This is a genomic window from Duganella sp. Leaf61 (assembly GCF_001421905.1).
GTDB lineage: Bacteria > Pseudomonadota > Gammaproteobacteria > Burkholderiales > Burkholderiaceae_D > Rugamonas > Rugamonas zoogloeoides.
In genome coordinates, this window is sequence record NZ_LMLM01000030.1 from 108,968 (window position 1) to 132,733 (window position 23,766).

At 66.9% G+C, this 23,766-nt stretch carries 21 protein-coding genes; 18 read left to right on the plus strand and 3 right to left on the minus strand.

Going from position 1 to position 23,766, the window contains the following annotated elements:
• Positions 1-29: 29 nt before the first annotated feature.
• A complete protein-coding gene (locus tag ASF04_RS20755; RefSeq protein ID WP_019919933.1) occupies positions 30-518 on the minus strand; it encodes an Lrp/AsnC ligand binding domain-containing protein in 489 nt (162 codons plus the stop codon).
• A 111-nt stretch (positions 519-629) separates the two neighbouring features.
• Between ASF04_RS20755 and ASF04_RS20760 the strand changes: the two genes are divergently transcribed.
• The 3 genes from ASF04_RS20760 to ASF04_RS20770 all read left to right on the plus strand — a co-directional run bounded on the left by ASF04_RS20760 (position 630) and on the right by ASF04_RS20770 (position 3,895).
• Positions 630-1,913, plus strand: coding sequence for a D-amino acid dehydrogenase (locus tag ASF04_RS20760; RefSeq protein WP_056146178.1), 1,284 nt, complete (start codon positions 630-632; stop codon positions 1,911-1,913).
• Positions 1,914-2,027: 114 nt separating this feature from the next.
• The gene (locus ASF04_RS20765; RefSeq protein ID WP_056146182.1) at positions 2,028-2,867 is read left to right on the plus strand and encodes an HDOD domain-containing protein; all 840 of its coding nucleotides are present in this window, start codon (positions 2,028-2,030) and stop codon (positions 2,865-2,867) included.
• Between the two features lie 2 nt (positions 2,868-2,869).
• Positions 2,870-3,895 (plus strand): transporter, encoded by a 1,026-nt coding sequence (locus ASF04_RS20770; protein ID WP_056146185.1) that lies wholly within the window; start codon positions 2,870-2,872, stop codon positions 3,893-3,895.
• Here ASF04_RS20770 and ASF04_RS20775 read toward each other — a convergent pair.
• Positions 3,843-4,394 (minus strand): hypothetical protein, encoded by a 552-nt coding sequence (locus ASF04_RS20775; protein ID WP_056146187.1) that lies wholly within the window; start codon positions 4,392-4,394, stop codon positions 3,843-3,845. The genes ASF04_RS20770 and ASF04_RS20775 overlap by 53 nt on opposite strands.
• Positions 4,395-4,508: 114 nt before the next feature.
• Here ASF04_RS20775 and ASF04_RS20780 point away from each other — a divergent pair, with 114 nt between their 5' ends.
• The 15 genes from ASF04_RS20780 (at position 4,509) to ASF04_RS28335 (ending at position 21,426) form a co-directional block, all read left to right on the plus strand.
• Positions 4,509-5,729, plus strand: a complete 1,221-nt coding sequence (locus ASF04_RS20780; protein WP_056146190.1) for an MFS transporter — start codon at positions 4,509-4,511, stop codon at positions 5,727-5,729.
• Complete coding sequence (locus ASF04_RS20785) at positions 5,726-6,361, plus strand: metalloregulator ArsR/SmtB family transcription factor (protein WP_056146192.1); 636 nt, start codon at positions 5,726-5,728, stop codon at positions 6,359-6,361. The genes ASF04_RS20780 and ASF04_RS20785 overlap by 4 nt, the downstream gene beginning before the upstream one ends.
• A 170-nt stretch (positions 6,362-6,531) precedes the next feature.
• Positions 6,532-8,196: a nucleoside-diphosphate sugar epimerase/dehydratase gene (locus ASF04_RS20790; RefSeq protein WP_156368725.1), complete on the plus strand. Its 1,665-nt coding sequence runs from the start codon at positions 6,532-6,534 to the stop codon at positions 8,194-8,196.
• Positions 8,197-8,226: 30 nt separating this feature from the next.
• Positions 8,227-9,288: a Gfo/Idh/MocA family protein gene (locus ASF04_RS20795; protein WP_056146197.1), complete on the plus strand. Its 1,062-nt coding sequence runs from the start codon at positions 8,227-8,229 to the stop codon at positions 9,286-9,288.
• A gap of 10 nt (positions 9,289-9,298) precedes the next feature.
• The gene (locus tag ASF04_RS20800) at positions 9,299-9,883 is read left to right on the plus strand and encodes an acyltransferase (RefSeq protein ID WP_056146200.1); all 585 of its coding nucleotides are present in this window, start codon (positions 9,299-9,301) and stop codon (positions 9,881-9,883) included.
• A gap of 14 nt (positions 9,884-9,897) precedes the next feature.
• Positions 9,898-10,980 carry a DegT/DnrJ/EryC1/StrS aminotransferase family protein gene (locus ASF04_RS20805; protein WP_056146203.1) on the plus strand — a complete coding sequence of 361 codons (1,083 nt, stop codon included), beginning with the start codon at positions 9,898-9,900 and terminating at the stop codon, positions 10,978-10,980.
• Positions 10,981-10,994: 14 nt separating this feature from the next.
• The gene (locus ASF04_RS20810; RefSeq protein ID WP_056146205.1) at positions 10,995-12,347 is read left to right on the plus strand and encodes an oligosaccharide flippase family protein; all 1,353 of its coding nucleotides are present in this window, start codon (positions 10,995-10,997) and stop codon (positions 12,345-12,347) included.
• Complete coding sequence (locus ASF04_RS20815; RefSeq protein ID WP_056146208.1) at positions 12,334-13,569, plus strand: hypothetical protein; 1,236 nt, start codon at positions 12,334-12,336, stop codon at positions 13,567-13,569. Before ASF04_RS20810 ends, ASF04_RS20815 begins: the two co-directional genes overlap by 14 nt.
• A 1-nt stretch (position 13,570) precedes the next feature.
• Positions 13,571-14,686 (plus strand): glycosyltransferase family 4 protein, encoded by a 1,116-nt coding sequence (locus ASF04_RS20820; protein WP_056146210.1) that lies wholly within the window; start codon positions 13,571-13,573, stop codon positions 14,684-14,686.
• A complete protein-coding gene (locus ASF04_RS20825; protein ID WP_056146213.1) occupies positions 14,673-15,389 on the plus strand; it encodes a hypothetical protein in 717 nt (238 codons plus the stop codon). Before ASF04_RS20820 ends, ASF04_RS20825 begins: the two co-directional genes overlap by 14 nt.
• A gap of 8 nt (positions 15,390-15,397) precedes the next feature.
• Entirely contained in the window at positions 15,398-16,117 is a 720-nt protein-coding gene (locus ASF04_RS20830; protein ID WP_056146216.1) for a hypothetical protein, read from the plus strand.
• The gene (locus ASF04_RS20835; protein WP_056146218.1) at positions 16,114-16,917 is read left to right on the plus strand and encodes a hypothetical protein; all 804 of its coding nucleotides are present in this window, start codon (positions 16,114-16,116) and stop codon (positions 16,915-16,917) included. Before ASF04_RS20830 ends, ASF04_RS20835 begins: the two co-directional genes overlap by 4 nt.
• A 13-nt stretch (positions 16,918-16,930) precedes the next feature.
• Positions 16,931-18,232: a glycosyltransferase family 4 protein gene (locus ASF04_RS20840; RefSeq protein ID WP_056146221.1), complete on the plus strand. Its 1,302-nt coding sequence runs from the start codon at positions 16,931-16,933 to the stop codon at positions 18,230-18,232.
• A 96-nt stretch (positions 18,233-18,328) separates the two neighbouring features.
• Positions 18,329-19,495 (plus strand): DegT/DnrJ/EryC1/StrS aminotransferase family protein, encoded by a 1,167-nt coding sequence (locus tag ASF04_RS20845; protein ID WP_056146223.1) that lies wholly within the window; start codon positions 18,329-18,331, stop codon positions 19,493-19,495.
• Entirely contained in the window at positions 19,489-21,426 is a 1,938-nt protein-coding gene (locus ASF04_RS28335) for a sugar transferase (RefSeq protein WP_162241463.1), read from the plus strand. The genes ASF04_RS20845 and ASF04_RS28335 overlap by 7 nt, the downstream gene beginning before the upstream one ends.
• A 19-nt stretch (positions 21,427-21,445) precedes the next feature.
• On the opposite strand, the gene ASF04_RS20855 is transcribed toward ASF04_RS28335, so the two are convergent.
• Complete coding sequence (locus tag ASF04_RS20855) at positions 21,446-23,746, minus strand: DUF1565 domain-containing protein (RefSeq protein WP_056146226.1); 2,301 nt, start codon at positions 23,744-23,746, stop codon at positions 21,446-21,448.
• Between the last annotated feature and the right edge of the window lie 20 nt (positions 23,747-23,766).

Below are 23,766 nucleotides of genomic sequence, written 5' to 3' on the forward strand. Positions count from 1 at the left end.
GCTATTTTAGCGGATGACGGCGGAGGACATCACGCACCGGTGGCCAGCGCCAGCGTCTCCTTGATCTCTTCCATCACCACGTAGCTTTTCGACTGCGCCGCGCCGGGCAAACTGAGCAGCATATCGCCGAGCAGCTTGCGGTACTCGGCCATCTCGTGGATGCGCGCCTTGATCAGGTAGTCGAAGTCGCCCGACACCAGGTGGCACTCCTGCACCTCGGGAATGCGCAGCACTTCGCGGCGAAACTGCTCGAACACCGGGCCCGATTTCTGGTTCAGCGTAATCTCGACGAAGACCAGCAACTTGGCGCCCAGCGCCGGCGGGTCGATGCGCGCATGGTAGCCGGTGATGACGCCGTCGCGCTCCATGCGTTTCACCCGTTCGATGGCGGGCGTGATCGACAGGCCCACCTGCTCGCTCAGGTCTTTCATCGAGATGCGGCCGTCCGCTTGCAGGATGTGCAGGATCTTGCGGTCGAGTTTGTCCAGGGTTCGGACAGATTCCTTCTGTATTCGCATGAAATTCCACTGAATTTATCGATTTTTACAGTAACAAAAGCTAGTGTTTCAAGCATACCATAGCGGATTATAGGGGCGCGCTGCGTCCAACCACAATATTCGGGGGCTCACATGCGCGTACTCATACTCGGCAGCGGTGTCATCGGCGTCACCAGCGCCTATTACCTGGCCCAGGCCGGCCACGACGTTACCGTGATCGACCGCCAGCCCGGCCCCGCACTGGAAACCAGCTTTGCCAATGCCGGCCAGATCTCGCCCGGTTATGCGTCGCCGTGGGCCGCCCCCGGCATCCCCCTGAAAGCCGTCAAGTGGATGATGCAGCGCCACGCGCCGCTGTCGATCACGCCCGACGGCACCCTGTTCCAGCTGCAGTGGATGTGGCAGATGCTGCAAAACTGCACGCCCGAGCGCTACGCCGTCAACAAGGAGCGCATGGTGCGCCTGGCCGAGTACAGCCGCGACTGCTTCAAGGTATTGCGCGCCGCCACCGGCATCGAATACGAAGGCCGCCAGCAAGGCACCACCCAGCTGTTCCGCACCCAGAAGCAGCTCGATGATGCGGCCAAGGATATCGCCGTTTTGCAGGAAACCGGCGTCCCGTACGAACTGCTGAACCGCGCCCAACTGGTCGGCGCCGAGCCGGGCCTCGACCAGACCAAGCTGGTCGGCGGCCTGCGCCTGCCCAACGACGAAACCGGCGACTGCCAGCTGTTTACCACGCGCCTCACCGCCATGGCGGAAGAGCTCGGCGTCAAATTCCGCTACAACATCGAGATCGATGCACTGATCAAGGCAGGCGACCAGATCCGCGGCGTGCAGACCGGCAGCGAACTGCTGACCGCCGACTCGTACGTGGTGGCGCTGGGCGCCTATTCCACGCCGCTGCTCAAGGGCCTGCTGGACGTGCCCGTTTATCCGCTCAAGGGCTACTCGATCACGGTGCCGATCGTCAATGCCGACGCTGCGCCCGTCTCGACCATCCTCGACGAGACCTACAAGATCGCCGTCACCCGTTTCGACGACCGCATCCGCGTCGGCGGCATGGCCGAGATTGCCGGCTTCGACAAGCGCCTCAATCCGCGCCGCCGCGAGACGCTGGAAATGGTCGTCAACGACCTGTTCCCCGGGGCCGGCGCCACTGCCGAAGCGAGCTTCTGGACCGGCCTGCGGCCGATGACGCCGGACGGCACGCCGATCGTCGGTCGCACCGGCCTGCGCAACCTGTACCTGAACACCGGCCACGGCACGCTGGGCTGGACCATGTCGTGCGGCTCGGCGCAACTGCTGGCCGATATCATCTCGGCGCGCAAGCCGGCGATCCTGGCCGACGATCTGTCGGTAGCGCGGTATGGCGCAGCGCCGGCGCAGCGCCAGCCGCAACTGGCCAGCGCTTAACGATTATCTTTTAAACACCGGGACTGTCGCATCCCCGCCTCTATTCGTGAATCAGAGCCCGCGCAGCCCAACATGGCGTTGAGCTTGTGCGCCGGGCTGCGTATAATTTTGATCATGAATAAATTAGAAGCATTCGGCCACATTGCGGCCATGGCCATCCGCGGCGAACTGGTGTTCCCCACCAGCGTCAACGCCGCCCTGCGCGTGCAGCTTGCGCTCGACGATCCCGACTGCCCGATCGACAAGGCCATCAGCCTGGTACTGGCCGAACCCACGCTGGCCGCGCGCACCGTCGCCATCTCCAACTCCGCCATGTTCGCGCGCGCGGGCGCGCCCGTGGTCACCAACGTCCGCGGCGCCATCATGCGCATCGGCTACCAGAACCTGTTCGCACTGGCCGCCGCCATGGTGGTGCGCCAGTTCGGCAGCAAGCTGATCGACCCGGCGCTGCGCGTCAAGGCCGAAAAACTGTGGGACCACACCATTGCCGTGGCCGCGCTGGCGCGCCTGATCGCGCGCGACGTCACCGGCGTCAACGAGGACACCGCGCTGTTCGCCGGCATCGTCCACGAAGTCGGTGGCTTCTACCTGCTCTCGCGCGCGGACGAATTCCCGGGCCTGCTCGAGGAAGACCCGGAAAACTGGCACTCGGCCAGCGAAGAAATCATCACCCGCGAAGTGATGCGCAAGCTGTGCATCCCCGAGCCGGTGGCAGACGCCATCGAGGGCCTGCGCGACGCCTTCATGTCGATCCCGCCCGATACCTTGCTGGACACGCTGCTGCTGGCCAACCTGCTCACGCCGGTGCGCTCGCCGCTGCAGGAGGCCGAGCGCGAACTGCCGCCGCATTCCGAATCGGCCATCGACCTGTTCATCGACGCCGAGCGCCTGCAAGTGCTGCTCAAGCAGGCGCATGACAACGCCGCCGAGATGAGCGCCGCGCTGCTGGTGTGAGCATGCAGCAAGCGCCCCTGTCTTACGGCTCCGATGCGTCCGGCCTGGTGTGCGGCTACGTGTTCGGCCGCGCGCAGGAAGGCGTGGGCGTGCCGCTAAACGCCGACGAAGCGTGCGCCTGGCTGGACCACCGCGACCTGCATCCCTCGGAATTCATCTGGCTGCACTACAACCTGGCCAACACCGCCAGCGAGAAGTGGCTTAACGAGCACCTGTCGCTGCCCGAGGAATTTTACGAAAGCCTGCACGAGGGGCCGCGCTCCACCCGCATCGAGGTGGCCGACAATACGCTGATCGCCGTGGTCAACGACGTGCTGCACGATTTTTCGTTCGACCCGTCCGACATTTCCACCTTGTGGCTCAGCGTGGACAAGCAGGTGGTCATCAGCGCGCGCCGCAAGCCGCTGCGCGCCATCGACAGCCTGCGCAACGCCGTGCGCAACGGCGAACCGATCCGCTCGTCGGTGGAACTGCTGATCCACCTGCTGCGCGACCAGGCCGACGCCCTGATCAAGATCGTGCGCCATGCGATCGCCACGGTCGATGGCATTGAAGACAATCTGCTCGCCGGCAAGCTCAACACCAAGCGCGCCAGCTTGGGCGAGTTGCGGCGGGTACTGGTGCGCCTGCGCCGGCTGCTGGCGCCCGAGCCGGCCGCGCTGTTCCGCCTGCTGCAACGGCCGCCACGCTGGGTGGCCGAGATCGACGCCCAGGAACTGCGCCAGTCCACCGAGGAATTCTCGATGGTGCTGGCCGACATGGCGTCGCTGCAGGAACGCATCAAGCTGATCCAGGAAGAGATCGCCGCGCTGGTCAACGAGGGCAACAACCACAGCCTGTTCGTGCTGACCATCGTCACCGTGCTGGCCCTGCCGATCAACATCATCGCCGGCCTGCTGGGCATGAACGTGGGCGGCATCCCGCTGGCCGACGCGCCGCACGGCTTCCTGGTGGTGGTGCTGATCGTGGCCAGCTTTACGGCAATCGCCGGCTGGCTCGCCTTTCGCCGCCAGCGCGACCTGAGGTGAGAGACTCGTCGCGGTAGATATACAGGCGCTGCGCACCCAGCAGCATGAACACCAGCCCCATCACCAGTGCGACGAGATTGTCGCGCCGGTAGCTGGCGCGCACGTCGGCCAGGCTGGTGACCTCCTTGCCGCCCACCGACACGCCGTATGCCACGTGGAAGTCGCCGGGCAAAAAACCGGGATGATTGACTTGGGCCGGATTGAAGCGCACCGTCACCGGGTACAGCTTCGTGGCCGAGCGCAGCGCCGCGCGCAGGCGGCCATCGGCATCGCCCTTGACGTGCACGACGAACTGCTGCGGCGTGGTGCGGGCGGCAAAATACATGGCGCCGCGGCTGTCGTAAGTCCAGTCCACGCGGCCGGTCACGGCCTGCAATTGCGCCGCGCTTGGGAAGCGCAGTTCGAGTGCGATAAAAATTCCGATGATGCCGATACCGAGCAGCAGGAAAAACACCCCGCCGCGCCGGCCGCCGAACCAGTTACGCCACTTGCTGATCATGCTCCGTCGTGCTCCGGTCTGTAAGAAGAGCGCCATCATACCGCGCAGTCAGAGGTCCAACAATTAATAAACATTTTCGTTTACTTATTCTGATCGGGCCGTTACAGTAACGCCATGAAAAATTCCCTGCTCATCAGCAGCGCCTGCCTGCTGGCCCTGCTCTCCACCGTCGGCGCCGCGCTGCCGTATCCGATCCTGGCGCCCCTGTTTGCCGACGGCACTGCCAACGGCCTCAACACTTTCCTCGGCCTGCCGCCCAAGCTGCTGTTGGGCCTGGCATTGACGATCAACCCGCTGGGCCTCCTGATCGGCTCGGCCCTGCTCGGCCCCATGTCCGACCGCTACGGTCGCCGGCCGGTGCTGCTGGTGACTGCCGTCGGCGCGGCCATCGGCCATGCCATCACGGCGCTGGCCCTGGTGATCGAATCGTTCCCGCTGTTTATCGTGGCGCGCTTCATCACCGGCCTGCTGGAAGGTAATGGCTCGGTAGCGCGCGCCATGCTGGCCGACAAGCTCGAAGGCGATTTGCGACGCAAGGCGCTGTCGTGGCTGAACGGCGCGTTCTACATGGGCTGGCTGGTGGGGCCGCTGATGGCCGGCTTTACGCTGGGGTACGGCGTCACCACGCCGTTCTGGATAGCCGTCGCGCTACTGCTTGGCACCGCCGTGCTGGTGGCCAGGGCGCTGCCGCGCGAAGCGCCGTCGGCTGCCACCACGTCGTGGTGGCAGGTGGCGCGCCACCGCTATGCCTTGAATCTGCTGCGCGAGCCGGAGCTGCGCACGCTGTTCATCATCACGCTGGCCTACAGCTGCTGCGTCACCGGCTTCTACGAGTTTTATCCGCTGTGGCTGGTGGAAGTGCCGGGCTACGGCCCGCGCGGCATCGCCTGGGCCACGGCGGCAATGTGCGGCGTGATGACCGCCACCACCATCGTCGCCGGTGGCAAGTTCGCCGGCGAGCCGCTGCTGCGGGCGCGCGGCTTTGCGTATGCGACCGCCACGCTGATCGGCGTGCTGGCGGTCAGCAACGCCAACGTCGGCCTGGCTGCCATCGTGCTGTTCGGGATACCGCACGCCTTCCACAGCAGCATCGTGCCGCACTGGTGCGCGGAGCGCTTCGGCGCCCATGGCCAGGGCGCGGTGATGGGCCTGATCTCCACCACTTTCTGTCTCGCCAATATCGTGATGGCGCTGATCGGCGCGGTGCTCACCCTGATCGACACGCGTTTGATCCTGCTGCTCTCGGCCGCGCTGGGCGCGTGGTCGGCGTGGCGGCTGCAACGCTGGCACTACAGCCTGCAACACGCGGCGCCGGCGGCGGGAGCGCTGTCATGAACACCGCCGACCAGACCCTTTTCCTGATCAAGACGCGCGGCCCGCAAACCGCGCAACAGCTGGCCGCGCTGCTCGGCCTGACGTCGATGGGCGCGCGCCGCCAGCTCGAAGCATGGCAGGAGAAGGGCATGCTTACCTACGAGGACGTGGCCGCGGTGAACGATGGGCCGGGGCGGCCGTCGCGGCGCTGGCTGCTGACCGAAGCGGGCCACGCGCGTTTCCCCGACCGCCACGCCGACCTGACCGTGCAACTGATCGACCAGGTGCGCCAGCTGTTCGGCGACGCCGGGCTCGACAAGTTGATCGCCTCGCGCGAGCAGGCCAGCGAACAGCAGTACCGCCAGCACCTGGCCGGCGCCCGCGCCCTGCCCGACCGGGTGGCGGCGCTGGTGCAGGCGCGCTCGGTGGAAGGCTATATGGCGGAAGTACAAACGGCCGGCGACGGCGCCCTGCTGCTGATCGAAAACCACTGCCCGATCTGCGCGGCCGCGCGCCAGTGCCAGCAATTCTGCCGCTCGGAGCTGGACCTGTTCCAGCGCGTGCTGGGCAGTGATTGCTCGGTCGGGCGGGTGGAACACATGCTCAACGGCGCCAGGCGCTGCGTATATCTCATCAAACCTGTTACCAAGTAAGTTTGGCAAACGGAAAATAAATAGGAATAGGAAATTAGTTGTCAAGCGGCACGGACAAGGTCCGTGTGGCTGTTTGATGGGAGTCAAGTCCCAAAGTGCTGGTCAGCCGACAATCGATGCATCCCGAGCCGCCTACCCAGGCCTCGCCTGCTTTTTGAAGGTAATGCACCATGCACGTCTCCGTCCACCACCCCGCCTCTTCCGTCCGCCAGCTGTGTGTGCGGCTGGCCGCCATCAACCGCAGCGGCAAGCGCCTGCTGATGTGCGTGGCCGATGGCGTGGCGTTGCCGCTGTGCCTGGTGCTGGCGATGGCGGTGATCACCGGTGGCATGCCGCCGTTGCCCGCCGCCGCGCTGCTCACGGCGCTCAGCATCTCGGCATTGTCGATGGCGTCGCTGTACGGCGCCGCGCTGCGCCAGCTCGAACAGCGCACGCTGATCCTGGCCGGCATGGCCCTGGGCGCCGCCATCGTCGCGCTGTACCTGCTGACCAGGGACGGCGCGGTGGCGCGCATTCCCGGCCCGGTGCTGGCCATGTACTGGCCGCTGGCGATGTTGTACCTGATCGCCTCGCGCGCCGGCATGCGCGCCCTGCTGCGGTCCCTGCTGCACCACCAGGTGCCGCCGCCGATGGACGCCGCCAGCCGCCGCCTGCCCGACTTCGCCCTCGAACAGCTGCTGGGCCGCGCACCGGTGCAGCCCGACAGCGCGCTGTTCGCGCGCTGCGTGCGCGGCAAGAACGTGCTGGTCACCGGCGCCGGTGGTTCCATCGGCAGCGAGTTGTGCCGGCAAATCGCCAGCCTGGCGCCGCGCTGCCTGCACCTGATCGATCACAGCGAGTTCGCGCTCTACACCATCGCCCAGGAATTGCGGGCGCGCTGGCCGCAACTGGTGCTGCATGCGCACCTGGGCTCCGTGTGCAGCGAGCGCATGCTTGAGCGCGTGATGGACGGCGCGGCCATCCACACCATCTACCATGCAGCCGCCTACAAGCACGTGTCCATCGTCGAAACCAATATGGTCGAGGGACTGCGCAACAACGTCGTCGGTGCGCGCAATGTCGCTAATGCGGCTGCCCGCCACGGCGTGCATACCTGCGTGCTGGTGTCGTCCGACAAGGCGGTGCGGCCCAGCACCATCATGGGCGCCAGCAAGCGCCTGTCCGAGCTGGTGTTCCAGGCCGCGCAGGATGAAGGCGCGGGCGTCACCACGTTCAGCATGGTCCGCTTCGGCAATGTGCTGGGGTCGTCCGGCTCGGTGGTGCCGCTGTTCCGCCAGCAGTTGCAGCAGGGCGGTCCGCTCACCATTACCGACGCCGCCATGGAGCGCTACTTCATGCTCATTCCGGAAGCGGCGCAACTGGTGATCCAGGCCGGCGCCATGGCCGAAGGCGGCGAAGTATTCGTGCTCGACATGGGCGCGCCGCTGCGCATCGTCGATCTGGCGCGGCGCATGATTGCGCTGGCCGGCCTCACCGAACGCACGCCGCGCAATCCGCAGGGCGATATCGACATCCGCTACGTGGGCCTGTGCCCCGGCGAAAAGCTGCAGGAAGAACTGCTCATTGCCGACGACGCCACGCCAAGCCGCCACCCGCGCATCCTGTGCATGAAAGAGCAGGCGCTGCCCGCCGCGCAGCTCGACCAGTACCTGGAACTGCTGCTGGTCGCCTGCGCCAGCAACGACCGCTGGCTGATCGAGGCCATGCTCAAGACCATCATCACCGAATTCACGCCGCAAACCGGGGTCCGCGCCACCGACAGCGAGGCCGCGCTGCGCCGCCTGCGCGTGCCGCCTCTGGCAGCCGTGGCGCCGGTGGCCGTCCACGCTTCCTGATCTTTCTGCACCCACTGCAAGGAGTAGCCCATGCGTCAATTCTGCCCTGCCGTCACCGACCGCAAGCTGCGCTTCGCGCTGGTCGGTTGCGGCCGCATCGCCCGCAACCATTTCGGCGCGCTGGCCCAGCATGCCGACCGCTGCGAACTGGTGGCCGTGTGCGATGTCGATGCCACTGCGCTCGACCGCGCCGCCGCCGACACCGGCGCCGCCCCGTTCGACAACCTCGACCACATGCTCGCGCGCAGCGACATCGACGCCTGCATCATCACCACACCGTCCGGCCTGCACCCTGACCAGGCGGTGCGGGTAGCGCGCGCCGGCCGCCACGTGATCACCGAAAAGCCGATGGCCACGCGCTGGGAAGACGCCAAGCGCATGGTGGGCGCCTGCGACGCGGCCGGCGTGCGCATGTTCGTGGTCAAGCAGAACCGCCGCAACGCCACGCTGCAACTGCTCAAGCGCGCGGTGGACAACAAGCGCTTCGGCCGTATCTACATGGTCAACCTCAATGTGTTCTGGACCCGCCCGCAAAGCTACTACAACAGCGCGCCATGGCGCGGCACCTGGGAGTTCGACGGCGGCGCCTTCATGAACCAGGCCAGCCACTATGTCGATTTGCTCGACTGGATCATCGGCCCGGTCGAAAGCCTGCAAGCGTACACCGCCACGCTGGCGCGCGATATCGAGGTGGAAGACACGGGCGTGATCAGTCTGCGCTGGCGCAACGGCGCACTCGGCTCCATGAACGTCACCATGCTGGCCTACCCGCACAACCTCGAAGGCAGCATCACCGTGCTGGGCGAAACCGGCACCGCGCGCATCGGCGGCGTGGCCGTCAACGAGGTGCAGCAGTGGGACTTCGCCGTGCCCGACGCGGACGACGCAAAGGTGAAGCAGGCCAGCTACGCAACGGCGTCGGTGTACGGCTTTGGCCACCCGCTTTATTACGACAACGTGATTGCCGTGCTGCGCGGCGAAGCGGAACCGGAAACCGACGGCCGCGAAGGCCTCAAATCGCTCGAAGTGCTGATCGCCGCGTATCGCTCGGCGCGCGATGGCCGCCGCGTGGCGCTGCCGCTCGACTACTAGGAGTTTCTCAATGGATAACCTTGTGCACGCCAGCGCGATTGTCGATACCGGCGCCATCCTGGGCGAAGGCACCCGGGTCTGGCACTTCAGTCACGTGTGCGGCGGCGCGCGCATCGGCAACCACTGCTCGCTGGGCCAGAACGTCTTCATCGCCAGCGATGTCGTCATCGGCCACAACGTCAAGATCCAGAACAACGTCTCGGTGTACGACGCGGTGGTGCTCGAAGACGACGTGTTCTGCGGCCCCAGCATGGTGTTTACCAATGTGCACAACCCGCGCGCGGCCGTGGTGCGCAAGCACGAGTACCGCCGCACGCTGGTGCGCCGGGGCGCATCGATCGGCGCCAACGCCACCGTGGTCTGCGGTGTGACCGTCGGCGCGTACGCGATGATCGGCGCCGGCGCCGTGGTCACCCGCGACGTGCCCGATTTCGCGCTGATGGCCGGCGTGCCGGCGCGCCAGATCGGCTGGATCAGCCGCCACGGCGAACGCCTGGACTTGCCGCGCGGCGCCGACGGCCGGGCGTGCTGTCCGCATACCGGTGACGTGTACTCGGTGACGGGCCGCGTCTGCACCCTTCAACCAGCCGACTAATTCGGGAGAAATAAATGGAATTCACGGGCCTGAAACAGCAGTATGAATTACTGCGCAATGACATCAACGCCGGCATCCAGCGCGTGCTCGACCACGGCCAGTACATCATGGGTCCCGAGGTGGCGCAACTGGAGGCGGCGCTGGCGCAGTACTGCGGCGCGCGCCATTGCGTGACCGTGTCGTCGGGCACCGAGGCGCTGCTCATTTCCCTGATGGCGCTCGGCATCCAACCCGGCGACGAGGTGATCACCACGCCGTTCTCGTTCATCGCCACGGCCGAGGCTATCGTGCTCGCTGGCGCGCGGCCCGTGTTTGTCGATGTCGAACGCGCCACCGGCAATCTCGATCCGGCCCGCATCGTCCGCCGTATCGGTGCGCGCACCCGCGCCATCATGCCCGTCTCGCTGTACGGCCAGCCGGCCGACATGGACGCCATCAACGGCATCGCCCGCCGCCACGGCCTGGCCGTGATCGAGGATGCGGCGCAAAGCTTCGGCGCCAGTTATCGTAGTCAGCGCAGCGGCAACCTGTCCACCATCGGCTGCACCAGCTTCTTCCCCAGCAAACCTTTGGGTTGCTACGGCGATGGCGGCGCCATCTTCACCAGCGACGATGAACTGGCGCGAGCGATGCGCGAGATCCGCATCCACGGCCAGGCCGAGCGCTATCACCACACCCGCGTGGGCGTGGGTGGCCGGATGGATACCCTGCAATGCGCGGTGGTGCTGGCCAAACTGCCCACGTTTGACGACGAAATCGCCGCGCGCCGCCGCGTAGCCGCCGCCTACGACCGCTGCTTCGGCAGCCGGGTGGAGACGCTGGGCGGCAGTGAGGCCAGCGCCTGGGCCCAGTACACCATCGTGCCGCCCCGCCGCGAGCCGGCGCAGGCCGCGCTCACGGCCGCCGGCATCCCCAGCGTGGTGCACTATCCGCAGGCAATCCACCAGCAACCGGCCTACCTGCGTTACGACGACGCTGCCTGCCCGGTGGCCGAACTGCTGGCGCAGCGGGTACTGAGCCTGCCGATGGGGCCACACCTGACCCAGTCCGACGTGGCGCGCGTGGCGGCCACCGTACTGGCCGCCCTGGACGCCTGAGGTTTGACAACGCCATGGCCGCCCTGCCCACTTTCTGGAAGCACCTGCTCACGGTACTGGGCGGATCGCTGGCCGCGCAGGCGCTGCCCATCGTGGCCGCGCCCCTGATCACGCGGCTGTGCACCCCGGGCGAACTGGGCGCGTTCAGCGTGTGGCTGGGCGTAGTGGCGATTGCCGCCGTGGCGGCCACCTTGCGCATGGAGTTCGCCATGGTGGTCGATCCGGGCCGCATCCGCCAGCGGCTCTGCTTTGGCGTGGTGGCATGGTCGTCCACCTGGCTGGCGGTGGTGCTGACGGTGGCGCTGGTGGCGGCGCGGCTGCTGGACCTGGTCGCCATGTCATGGCCGGGCGTGCTCACCCTCGGCCTGGCGGCATGGCTGACGGCCGCCATGCAGACCTCGCTGGCCTACGCCGCCTCGCATAACGGCTTTGCGGCAGCGGCCAAGGCGCGGATCGTGGCGGCTGGCGGCGTGGCTGGCGCCCAGTTGGGATTACTGGTCATGCTGGCATCCCTGCCCTGGTTGACCATGCGGTTGACCGACACTGGCGGGGATGCCCTGCTGGCCGGTCAATTGGTGGGCCTGGCTGCAGGTCTGCTGGCCGCACGGCGGCTACTGCATTTGCCATTACGGGGTGCCGGATTGAAAGCAGCGCGCTTGCAGGTTTACCTGCGCCGGCTGCATCGCCAAGGCTGGGCTGCACTGCTGCCCACCACCCCGCAACGTCGCTACCTGCGCCACCACCGCGCTTTCTGGCGTTTTACTCTGCCATCGAGCCTGCTCAACGCGGCGGTCGGCCAGTTGCCGCTCTTGATCATCGGCGCGCGTCACGGCGTGATGGCAGCGGGGCTGTTTGCGCTCACGCAGCGCGTGCTGGCTGCGCCGATTTCGCTGCTGGCGGCGTCGGTGCTGGAAGTATTCAAGCGCGAGTCGGTGCGCCAGTACCAGGAGCATGGCGACTGCCGCCCCGCCTACCGCCATGCGCTGCGCGTGCTGCTGGCGCTGGGCGCGGTGCCTGCCTCGGTGCTGTGGGTGGCGTCGCCCGCCCTATTTTCCTTCGTGTTTGGCGCCGACTGGCGCGGCGCCGGTGAGCTGGCGCAGATCATGGCGCCGCTGTTTTTCCTCAATTTCGTTGCCGGCCCGCTCAGCTACGTGTTCTCTGTGGCAGGCCGGCAAAAGATCGAGCTGCTGTGGCAGGTGGCGCTGTTTGCCACCACCGTCGCCGCGTTTGCGGCGCCGCTGTCGCTGGCGCACAATGTGCTGGCTTACAGCATCGGCTATTCGCTGTTATACCTGGTGTATTTGCACCTGTCGTACCGCTACGCGCTCGACCGCCCGCCGGGCCGGAGGCTCCATGCTGCCGGCTGACGCCATCGCCTTCCCCGCCCCGCCGCTGACGCAGGTGTACGCGGCCGGGCGCCGCGCCGGGCCGCTTGGCCTGCTCGGTCCGGCCTGGGCCGAACTGGCGTTCTGGCTGCTGTTCCCCGGCTTTTTTGCCTACCAGACCCTGCTTGGCCTCGGCCTGATCCGCGCCTACCTGGGCGGCTACTTCGCCTGGATCTCGCTGCTGATGTGCACGCCGCTGCTGCTGTCATACCTGCTGCGCATGCGCGCCTGCGGCTGGCGCGTGCACCGGGTGGATGCCGCGTGGCTGGCGTTCCTGGCCTACTATGCAACCATCATCGTGCTGCACATGGGCCTGGCCGGTGGCGGCGCCACCAGCCACCACACCCTGGGGCTGCTGTACATGTTCCTGCTGTTCGTGATCTTCAAGACGCTGGACTTCGAATCGAAGCGCTTCCAGCTGACCTTGCTGGCCAGCCTGCTGGCGATGTCGGCGGTGGTGTTCGCGTACGCGGTCGATGGCGCTTTTTACCTCGCCGCGCTGGGCGCCGCGCGCGATCCCGAAAGCGTGGCCACGTACCAGGGTTTCTCACGCTCCTACCTGCTGCCCATGGTGGTACTGCTGGCCTGCACCCGGCATACCTCGCTGCGTTGGGCGCTGTACGCGCTGGGCCTGCCTACGCTGTACATCAACACCGCGCGCAGCGAGTTCGGCGCGCTGCTGTTCCTGATCCCCCTGTTCGAGCTGCACGCAGCACGTTCGCGCCTGGCCATGCTGATGCTGATGGCAGGGGCCATCATGCTGTTGCAGTTCAATCTCGATGCGCTGGTGGCAGCCGTGCCGGGCAACCGCACGCTGGAACTGCTCGATTTGTCGCATTCCACATCCGCCAGCGCGCGCCACGCGCTCACCGAGCAGGCGCTGCGCACCATCGCCGACCACCCTATCCTGGGCGACTACGGCAGCTACCCGAGCGGCCGCTACGCCCACAACATCCTGTCGGCGTGGGTGGATTTGGGGCTGCTGGGGTTTGCCGCGCTGCTGGCGTTGTTGCTCTATCCGCTCACGCACCTGGCCATCCACGGCTATTTGCTGGGCGGACGCACCAGCCGCGACCACCGCTACCTGCTGGCCTGGAGCCTGCTGACCAGCACCTTGCTCTTGCTGTGCCTGTCGCATTTTTTCAGCGACATGCTGATCGGCGCCGCGCTGGGCGCCTATGCGCGGTACCGCGCGGGAGATTGACATGCTCAATATCGCCCACCTGACGTCTGCCCATCCGCGCCACGACGCCCGCATCTTCGGCAAGCAGTGCCGCACGCTGGCCGATCACGGCCACCGGGTCACGCTGGTGGTGGCCGACGGCCGTGGTGACGAAGACCGCCATGGCATCCGCATCGTCGATGCCGGCGCCGCACGTGGACGGCTACAAAGGATGATGTCGGCCACTACCCGCGTGTATCGCTGCGCGCTGGCGCTGGCGCCCGACGTGGTGCAGTTGCACGACCCCGAGCTGCTGCCGGCCGGCCTGCTGCTGCAACGCCACGGCTGCAAGGTGATATTCGACGCCCACGAGGACGTGCCGCGCCAGTTGCTCGGCAAGCCTTACCTGCCAACCTGGACCCGGCGCGCGCTGGCCGCCACCTACGCCCGCTTCGAACACCAGGCCTGCCGCCGGCTCGATGGCGTGATCACGGCCACGCCGTTCATCCGCGAACGGTTCGAGCGCATCAACCGCGCCACGGTGGACATCAACAATTTTCCGATGCCCGAGGAGTTCGGCGCCGACCTGGCCTGGGCCGACAAGCCGCTGCAAGTATGCTACGCAGGCGGGCTGTCGGCGATACGCGGCATTGCCGAAATGGTACACGCCTGCGAGCTGCTGCAAACGCCCGTACGGCTGCAACTGGCCGGCGCTTTCAGCGAACCTGCGCTGGCCGCACAACTGCGCGCCCGCCCCGGCTGGCGCCACATCGACGCATTGGGCCAACTGGCGCGCGGCGACGTGGCCGCACTGCTGGGTGCCTCGCGCGCGGGACTGGTCACGCTGCATCCCACGCTCAACCACCTCGATGCGCTGCCAGTGAAAATGTTCGAGTACATGGCCGCCGGCATTCCCGTGATCGCGTCCGACTTCCCGCGCTGGCGCGCCATCGTGGAAGGCGGTAGCGCCGGTGGCGGAGCGTGCGGGCTGTGCGTCGATCCGTGCGATCCGCCCGCGATCGCCGCCGCCATCGACTACCTGGCCGGCCACCCGGACATCGCCCGCCGCATGGGCGATAACGGCCGCCGCGCGGTACGCACCCGTTACAACTGGCGCAGCCAGTCCACCAAGCTGATCGACTTTTATGACCACCTCTGACACCTCCGGGCTCTGGCCGGCCGTGCTGGCGCGGCTGCGACTAGTCGCCGACATCGTCCGCCTGCCGCGCGCCCGGCTGCGTTTCGATGCCTCGCTCAATCCCGACCTGATACGGCGCACCTACGCCAGCTTTACCAAGCCGCACCCGCGCTACCGCATCGTGCGCAACAAGTCGCTGGGCGTGGCGCTGATCGACCTGCGCGCGTTCGCCAGCGGCGCCGACTACCTGCAGTCGGTGGCGCAGAAAGACCACGCCGGCTACCAGGCGCAACGGGCCCGCGCGCGCGGGTACACGGTGGCAGAAATCGACCGCAACGACTACATCGACGACATCCACCGCATCAATACCTCGCAGCGCATGCGCCAGGGCCGGCCCATGGACGCCGCTTACACCGACCGCACCGACCATTACGTGGCCGTGGACAGCTTCCGCTACTACGGCGTGCGCGATGGCGACGGCAAGCTGGTGGCCTACTGCGACCTCGGCATCTACGGCGACTTCGCCGCCACCGACCGCCTGCTGGGTATCAAGACCGACGGCGTGATGTACCTGCTGCTGGCCGATATCGCCTGCCGCCTGATCGACGAACACCGCTACAACTACCTGATGTACGACACCTATCTCGGCGCCCTGCCCGGCCTGCGCGAATTCAAGCGCAAGCTCGGCTTCGCGCCGTACCGCATCCGCTACGCCATTGCATGAGGTTTACCATGATCGCCAATCTCCCCCGACTGTTCAACTTCGCCCCCCTCGCGCGCGGCTGCCGGCTGGTGCTCGAAGTGGCGCGCCTGCCCGTTGCCACGCTGTGCTTCGACACCCGCTACCATCCCGACGACGTGCGCAATACCCACCGCCAGTTCACCCGCCGGCATCCACGCTACAAGGTGATCGGCCACAAGCAGCTGGGCGTGGCGCTGATCGACCTGCGGCGGCTGGCCGAACCCGCCGTGTACCCGGGCAGCGGCGCGGCCAGCTACGTGGGCAAGGCACGCAAGCGCGGCTACCGGCTGGTGCAGATCGACCGCAACGATTACATCGACGCCATCCACGCCATCAACACCAGCATGTCGAGCCGCCAGGGCCGGCCGATGGATGCGCGCTACCAGGACAAGGCCGCGCATTACGAGCCGCTCTGCCACTACCGCTATTTCGGCGTGTTCGACAAACGCGAGCAACTGGTCGCCTACTGCAATATGGGCCGCTTCGGCAACTTCGCCGCGTTCGCCCAGCTGCTCGGCTACCGCAACAACGACGGCGTGATGCACCTGATGATCGCCGACATCGTCAGCCTGCTGCTGGCCGAAGCGCGCACCGGCACTGGCCCCGACTACCTGATGTACGACACCTTCTTCGGCGCGCAACCGGGCCTGCGCCAGTTCAAGACCATGCTCGGCTTCACGCCGTACCGTGTGCGCTACACGCTGCAATGAAAACCATCCTGAACCGGCTGTACGCCGACTACCTGATGCCAAGCCGGCTGCCGCACTACGACGCCCTGCTGGCGCAGGCGCGCGACCACGGTTACCGCCAGACCTCGGTGCGCGGCTGGCTGCACACGCTGCGCAGCCCGGGCCATGGCAACGGCGCCGCGTATCGCCAGCCGCCTCCGCCGGTGCTGGTCCACCGCCACGACATCGACACCGACCTGGCCACCGCGCGCCGCATGTTCGAGATCGAGCAGCGCCACGGCGTGCGCGCCAGCTACTACTTCCGCCTGTCCACGCTGGACTTCGGCCTGATGCACGCGATCGAGGACTATGGCAGCGAGGCCAGCTACCACTACGAGGAACTGGCCACCTACGCCAAGCGCACCCACCTGAAGCTGCCGGGTGAAGTGCGCGCGCGGCTGGACCAGATCCGCGCCGAATTCGAAGCGAACTTCCAGCGCATCGAGGCCACGCTGGGCCGCAAGCTGCACACGGTGGCCAGCCACGGCGACTTTGCCAACCGGCGCCTTGGCATCACCAATTGCGCGGTGCTCGATGACAGCGAGCTGCGTACCCGCTGCGGCATCGACGCCGAATGCTACGACGCCGAGCTGCTGTCCAGCTTTGATTTGTATATCAGCGACAAGCCGGCGCCGCGCTACTTCCACCCGGTGGCGCCGCAGGTGGCGTTGGGCAAGCACCGGCGCATCTGCCTGCTCACGCACCCGTCGCAATGGCACGCCGGCTGGGCCGCCAACAGCCACAAGAACCTGGTACGCGCGCTCGACGCGTGGCTCTGGTAACCGAGGAGCGCTCATGAACATCCTGCTGATCAACCACTATGCCGGCTCGACCCACCACGGCATGGAATACCGCCCCTATTACCTGGCGCGCGAATGGGTGCGCGCCGGCCACCGGGTGCGCATCGTGGCGGCCAGCGCCTCGCACCTGCGCGCGCGGGCACCGCAGATGGATGGCCGCGCGGTGCTGGACCAGCAAATCGATGGCATCGATTACCGCTGGCTGGCCGTACCAGCCTACGACAGCAACGGCGCACGGCGTGCGGCCAATATCGGCGCCTTCATCGCGCGCCTGTACCAGCAGTCGAAGCGGCTGGCGGCCGAGCGGCCCGACCTGGTGATCGCATCGAGCACGTACCCGGCCGATATCTGGCCCGCGCGCCGTATCGCCCAGGCAGCCGGCGCCCGGCTGGTATTCGAGGTGCACGACCTGTGGCCGCTGTCACCGATCGAACTCGGTGGCATGTCGCCGCGCCATCCGTTCATCCGGATGATGCAGTCGGCCGAAGACTATGCCTGCCGCCATGCCGACACCGTGATCTCGATCCTGCCCCACGCGGGCGGCCACATGGCGGCGCACGGCATGGCGCCGCACAAGCTGCACGTCGTGCCCAACGGCGTGGTGCCGGCCGAGTGGGAAGCGACGTTGACGCCACTGCCCGGGCCGGTGGCAACGCTGCTCGCGCGCCTGCGCGCCCAGGGCCGCATGCTGATCGGCTACGCGGGCAGCCATGGCGCCGCCAACGCGCTCGACACCCTGCTCGACGCCGCCAGCCTGCTGCGCGGCCAGCCGCTGGCTTTTGTATTGGCCGGCGCCGGTCCGCACAAGCAGGAACTGCAACGGCGCGTGGACGTGGACGGCCTGCACCATGTGCACTTCCTCACGCCGCTGCCCAAGCCCTGCATGCCGGCGCTGCTGGGCAGTTTCGACATCGCCTACCTGGGCTGGCGGCGCCAGCCCTTGTACCGCTACGGCATCTCGCCCAACAAGCTGGGCGACTACCTGATGGCGGCGCGCCCCGTGATCCACGCGGTGGACGCAGCCAACGACACGGTGGCCGATGCCGGCTGCGGCCTGAGCATCGTCCCCGAAGACCCGGACGCGCTGGCCGCCGCCATCAGCCACATGGCCAGCCTGCCGCCAGCGCAACGCCAGGAACTGGGCCAGCGCGGCGCCACCTACGCCCGCCGCCACCTCGACTACCGGTTGCTGGCGCAGCACTACCTCGATGCCTGCTGTCGAACCGGTCAGCCCAGTCCTGGCACCGGCATGCAGCAACACGCGATACCACGCACCAGCCGCCATAGCACGCAATAGCCTGCCGGCCCCTGGCCGCCCGCCGATCACTCCGTCACGGCAGTGCGCACCGCAGCCGGCAATCCGCAGTCAGCATCCGTACCAAAGGAGACCACGATGACTACTCCCCCAGATGACTTCCTCCCCTTCGCCCTACCCGACCTGGGCCACGAAGAAGCCGCCGCCGTGCTCGAGTGCCTGCAATCGGGCTGGATCACCAGTGGACCGGTGAGCCGCCAGTTCGAACAGGAATTCGCTGCCTACCTGGGCGGCGACGTGCACGCCATCGCCGTCAACTCCGCCACTGCCGGCCTGCACCTGGCGCTCGAAGCGCTCGGCATCGGTCCCGGCGACGAAGTGATCGTGCCCACCATGACCTTCACCGCCACCGCCGAAGTGGTGCGCTACCTGGGCGCCGACGCGGTGATCGTCGATGTCGATCCGCACACGCTGTGCTTGCAGCCCGAAGCCATCGCCGCCGCCATTACACCGAACACGCGCGCCGTGGTCCCGGTCCATTACGGCGGCCTGGCCTGCGACATCGACGCCATCGTGGAGTTGGCACGCCACCACCACGGGCTGCGCGTGATCGAGGACGCGGCTCACGCTTTTCCCACCACCCTGCGCGGGCGCCTGGTGGGAACGCTGGACAGCGATGCCACCGTATTCAGCTTTTACGCCAACAAGACCATGACCACCGGCGAGGGCGGCATGGTGGTGTGCCGCAACGCGGACATCGCGCGCCGGGTGCGGGTGATGCGCCTGCACGGCATCAGCGAAGACGCCTTCGACCGTTTCACTTCACGCCGGCCGGCCTGGTTTTACCAGGTGATCGCGCCCGGCTTCAAATACAACCTTACCGATATTGCCGCCGCCATCGGTCGTGCGCAGCTGCGCAAGATCGACGGCTTTCTGGCGCGCCGCCAGCAACTGGCGCGCCGCTATACCGAATGCCTCGCCGACCTACCGTTGATACTGCCGCCCGATGCGCCGGCCGGCAGCCAGCACGCCTGGCACCTGTACCCGGTGCGCCTGACGGCCAAGGCGCCACTGGCGCGCGACCGCCTGATCGAGCAGTTGTCGGAACACGGCATCGGCACCAGCGTCCACTACATCCCGCTGCACCGCCAGCCGTACTGGCGCGACCGCTACCAGTTGCGTCCCGAACAATTCCCCCATGCCGAAGCCAGCTACCACGCGCAGTTGACGCTCCCCCTCTACACCGCCATGGCCGATGCCGGCCAGGCGCGCGTAATCGCCACCCTGACGGAGTTGCTATGTTAGCCAAACGTTTGTTCGATATCGCCGCCGCGCTGGCCGGCCTGTTGCTGCTCTCGCCATTGCTGTTACTGCTGGCGGCATGGATACGCTGCGACTCGCCGGGACCAGTGCTGTTTCGCCAGCGCCGCGTGGGGCGACACGGTGCGCCATTCGATATCCTCAAGTTCCGCACCATGGCCGCTGGCGCGGAACGCGACGGCCAGCTGTCGGTGACCGACGACCGGCGCGCCACCAGGGCCGGGCGCTGGCTGCGGCGCCACAAGCTCGACGAACTGCCGCAGCTGGTCAATGTGCTGCGCGGCGACATGAGCCTGGTCGGTCCGCGCCCCGAAGTGCCGCGCTACGTGGTCCACTATCCGCCAGCCGTGCGCGCGGTCGTGCTGTCAGTCGCGCCGGGCATTACCGACTGGGCCGCACTGCGCTTCCGTAACGAGGGCGACATCCTGCGCCAGGCCGTTGACCCCGAACACGCCTACCTGCACCAGGTGCTGCCCGTAAAACTCAAGTACTATGCGCGCTACGTGCAGCGCCGCAGCTTCGCCACCGACTTGCAGATTTTGCTGTGCACGGTCGCCACGCTCCTGTTCGGCGCGCGCCGCAAGCGACCGCTGTTGCGTGTACTGCGCAGCAGCCGGCTGGCCACGCACGGCGGGCAGTCGGTGCTGATCGACTGGCTGCGCGGCCTGGCGGCCTTGCAGGTGGCGGCGGCCCACTTGCGCGCCCAGGTGTTTCCCGGTCTGAGCACCATGACGGATCCGCCCTTGTGGTACCAGGGACTGGCGTTCATGACCGGCTTCGCGCACCAGGCGGTGCTGGTGTTCTTTGTGCTCAGCGGCTGGCTGGTGGGCGGTGTGTTCCTCGACCGCAGCCACGATGTGCCGCCGGCACGGGCGCTGCGCGACTATGCGCTCGATCGCGCCACGCGGCTGTGGACCGTGCTGCTACCAGCTTTTATGCTGATGCTGGCACTGGCCTGGGCCGGCGCACTGCCGTGGTCCGATGCCAACCCGGCCGCCGATACCGTTGTTGTCACGCCTGCCGCAGGTACCGCCGCTGTTACCCATGCCGGCGCCGGCACGGCTGCCACGGACGATGCGGCTACCAACGCCCGCACGCTGCCAGTCAATGTTGCTGGCACTACCGCCGATATCGCCGGAGCAGACGCCCGCACAGCGTGGTCGTTTTCCACGCTGCTGGGCAACCTGGTCGGCTTGCAGACGCTGGTCGTGCCGCCTTTCGGCGAGAACTTTCCGCTCTGGAGCCTGGCCAACGAAACCTGGTATTACGTGCTGTTTCCACTGCTGGTGATCGCAGCGCGCGCCGGCGCCGCCTGGCTGCGGCTCGCGTGCGCGGCGCTGGCGTTTGCGGTGGCAACGCTGCTGGGCGCGGCGATCACCGGCTATTTCCTGGTGTGGCTGCTGGGGGTGGCGGCATCGCGCCTGCGTTTTGATTTCTCGGTAGTACAGCGCTGGCTGTGGCGCGGCGCGCTGCTGGTGGTTGCCGCGCTGCTGCGCCTAGGGGGGCAGGATGGCGACTTCACCTTGTCCACCCTGGACCCGGACCTGTTGCTGGCGTTGCTGCTGGTCGTATGCCTGTGCAGCGTGGGACGTGGCCGTCCGGCGGCGGCGGTGGCGCAGACCGGAGCCTTCCTGGCCGGCTTCTCGTTCACCCTGTACGTGGTGCATATCCCGTTGCAGCGCATGTTGTGGGCGTACCGCAATGGCGCGCTGCTGGCGCCGGGAGAACCCACCAGCCTGGCGGTGTATGCCGCCATGCTGGCCGTGGTACTGGCATTGGCCTATCTGTTTCACCTGCCATTCGAGGCACAAACGGGCAGGCTGCGACGGCTGCTACGCCGGCGCTTGCCGGGCCTCAAAGACATCGATCGCGTCGTTGAAGCGCCGCCTGCACGGCGCTCCATCGACGCGGGGTGAGGGACCGGCGGCTACTGCTTTACTGATACGCACCAATGGTCACCGGGGCCGTGACCGGCTTGCCCTCGATGTCGATCGCCGGCGCATAGTCGGCCGTCCCCTTGCCCTTGGCCGGCGACGACGCGCGCACGTGCAAGTCCGGCGTGCCGGTACGCGTGTAGCTGACAAATTGCGGATCGGCCGACACCGTGCCGGTCGCCTTCAGCCCGTTTTTCAGGCTGATGTTGTAGATGCTGTTCTGGTACACCAGGTTGTTGCGGTAGGTGTTGTGGGTACCGGTCGAGCCCTGCTCGGTGATGCCGTAGCGGTTGTCGTACACGATGTTGTTGACGACGTGCGTGTAGTCGTTGGGGGCGCTGCGGTTGTAGAAATCGCCCGCGCCCACCACGATGCCAGTGCCGGAAGCGACCGCCGTGTTGTTGGCGATGATGACATTGGTCGCATCGTGCCACAGGTGGATTGCCGCCTCCGACACGCGGTACACCACGTTGCCCACCACGCTGCCCGACGTGCTCACGTAGATGCCCTGGATGTACTTGCAACCGGCCGGACCGATATCGTGGACAAAGTTGTTGATGACGTCGCCCTTGATGCCCTTGTAGTACGAATCGACACCGATGGCCGAGGCGCCACTGCCGTTGCATGCCAGCGTGTTGGCGATGTGGTGCACGCGGTTGCCACGAATCACATCATACGAGCCGCCTGTGTACAGGCCGCTGCGCCACACGGTACCGCCCTGCAGCTTGCTGCCATCGACCTCGAAGCCGATGATATCGACGTAGCTGCCGCGGTTGTCCCAGGCGATGTTATTGCTGGAATTGGCCGGCGGCACGATCTTTGCCCCCCACTTGGTGGTCGAGTAGTAGTAGATGCGGCCGGCAGCCGTGCCGCTGGTGGTGGTCTTGAAGCCGCCGGCGTAGGTGCCCGGCGCCACGTGCACGGTGGTGTTGGGCTTGGCCAGCGCAGACGCGCGGGCGATCGTGCGCAGCGGCGAGCCTTGCGCACCGGAGTTGCTGTCCGAACCCGACGTCGAGACGTACAGGTTGTTCGGCGTCGATGGCACCGGGTTGGGCGCAGGGTTGGGATTGGGTGTCGGCGTCGGGGTCGCGCCGTTGAACTCGTAGGCGCCCACGTCGGGACCGGCGCCTGACGGACGCGCTTTGCCATTGAGGTCGGTGGGCGTGGCATCGGCGGCCGAGCCCTTGTCGATCGCGGGCGACGTCGCTTGCAGCTGGTAGTCGCCGCCACCGGTGCGCACGTAATTGACGAACTGCGGCGCCGCCGCGATGGTAGCCACCGCGACGCCCTTGATCAACATGTACGGATAGGCCGTTTGTTGGTGCATCAGGTTGTTGTTGTAAGTGTTGTTGCTGCCCACGTTGCCCTGTTCGACCACGCCGTACTGGGTATCGACCACGATGTTGTTGGCCACCCGCGAGTAATCGTTGACGCCGCTGGACACATAGGGATCGCCGCCTCCCACCACGATACCAGTATGGGCGGCAAAGATGGTGTTATGGCTCACCGTCACGCGCGCGGCGTCATGCCAGAGCTGCACCCCGGCCTGCGACACGCCATAGATCAGGTTGTTCTTGACGTCGCTGTCGGCGCTGCTGACGAACACGCCGAACATGGTCTTGCAACCGGCCGCGCCGATGTCGTGTACCACGTTGGCCAGCACATCGTTGCTGGCGCCCCCGTAATAGCTGTCGGCGCCGATGCCGCCGCCCGATGCGCACGCGCCCTGGCCCACGTGGTGCACATGGCTGTTGGTCACCGTGCCGAACGAGCCGGCCGTGTACAGACCCACGGCCCAGCGGGTACCGGCCTTGTGCGCACTGCCATCGACTTCGAAACCGTCGATATCGACATAGCTGCCCCGGTTGTCCCAGGCCACGGCATTGGCAGACGTGGCCGGCGGCACGATCTTCGCGCCCCACCTGGTATCGGACACATAGCGGATGCGCGCCGTCGGCGTGCCGCTGGTGCTGGTGCGGAAGCCCCCTTCATAGACACCGGGCGCCACATGTACCACGGTGCCGGGCGTGGCCGCCTGGGCGGCGCGGGCAATGGTCTTGAACGGCTTGGCGCTGGTGCCGGGATTGCTGTCGGCGCCAGTCGTCGCCACGTACAGCGCAGTGGCCGCAGCGTTATAGCTGGCGTCCGCTGCCGGTTCGTCCGACACCTGGGTGGTGGCAGCCAGCGTCAGGCCGGATGCCTGGGTGGCGCTATCGTTTTGGCCGCCGCCGCACGCAGCCAGCAGCACCATGCATGCGGTCGCGCCGGCGGTTTGAGACAGGTAGTTGACAGATAATTTCATCAGCCGTTCCTCGCTTTTTC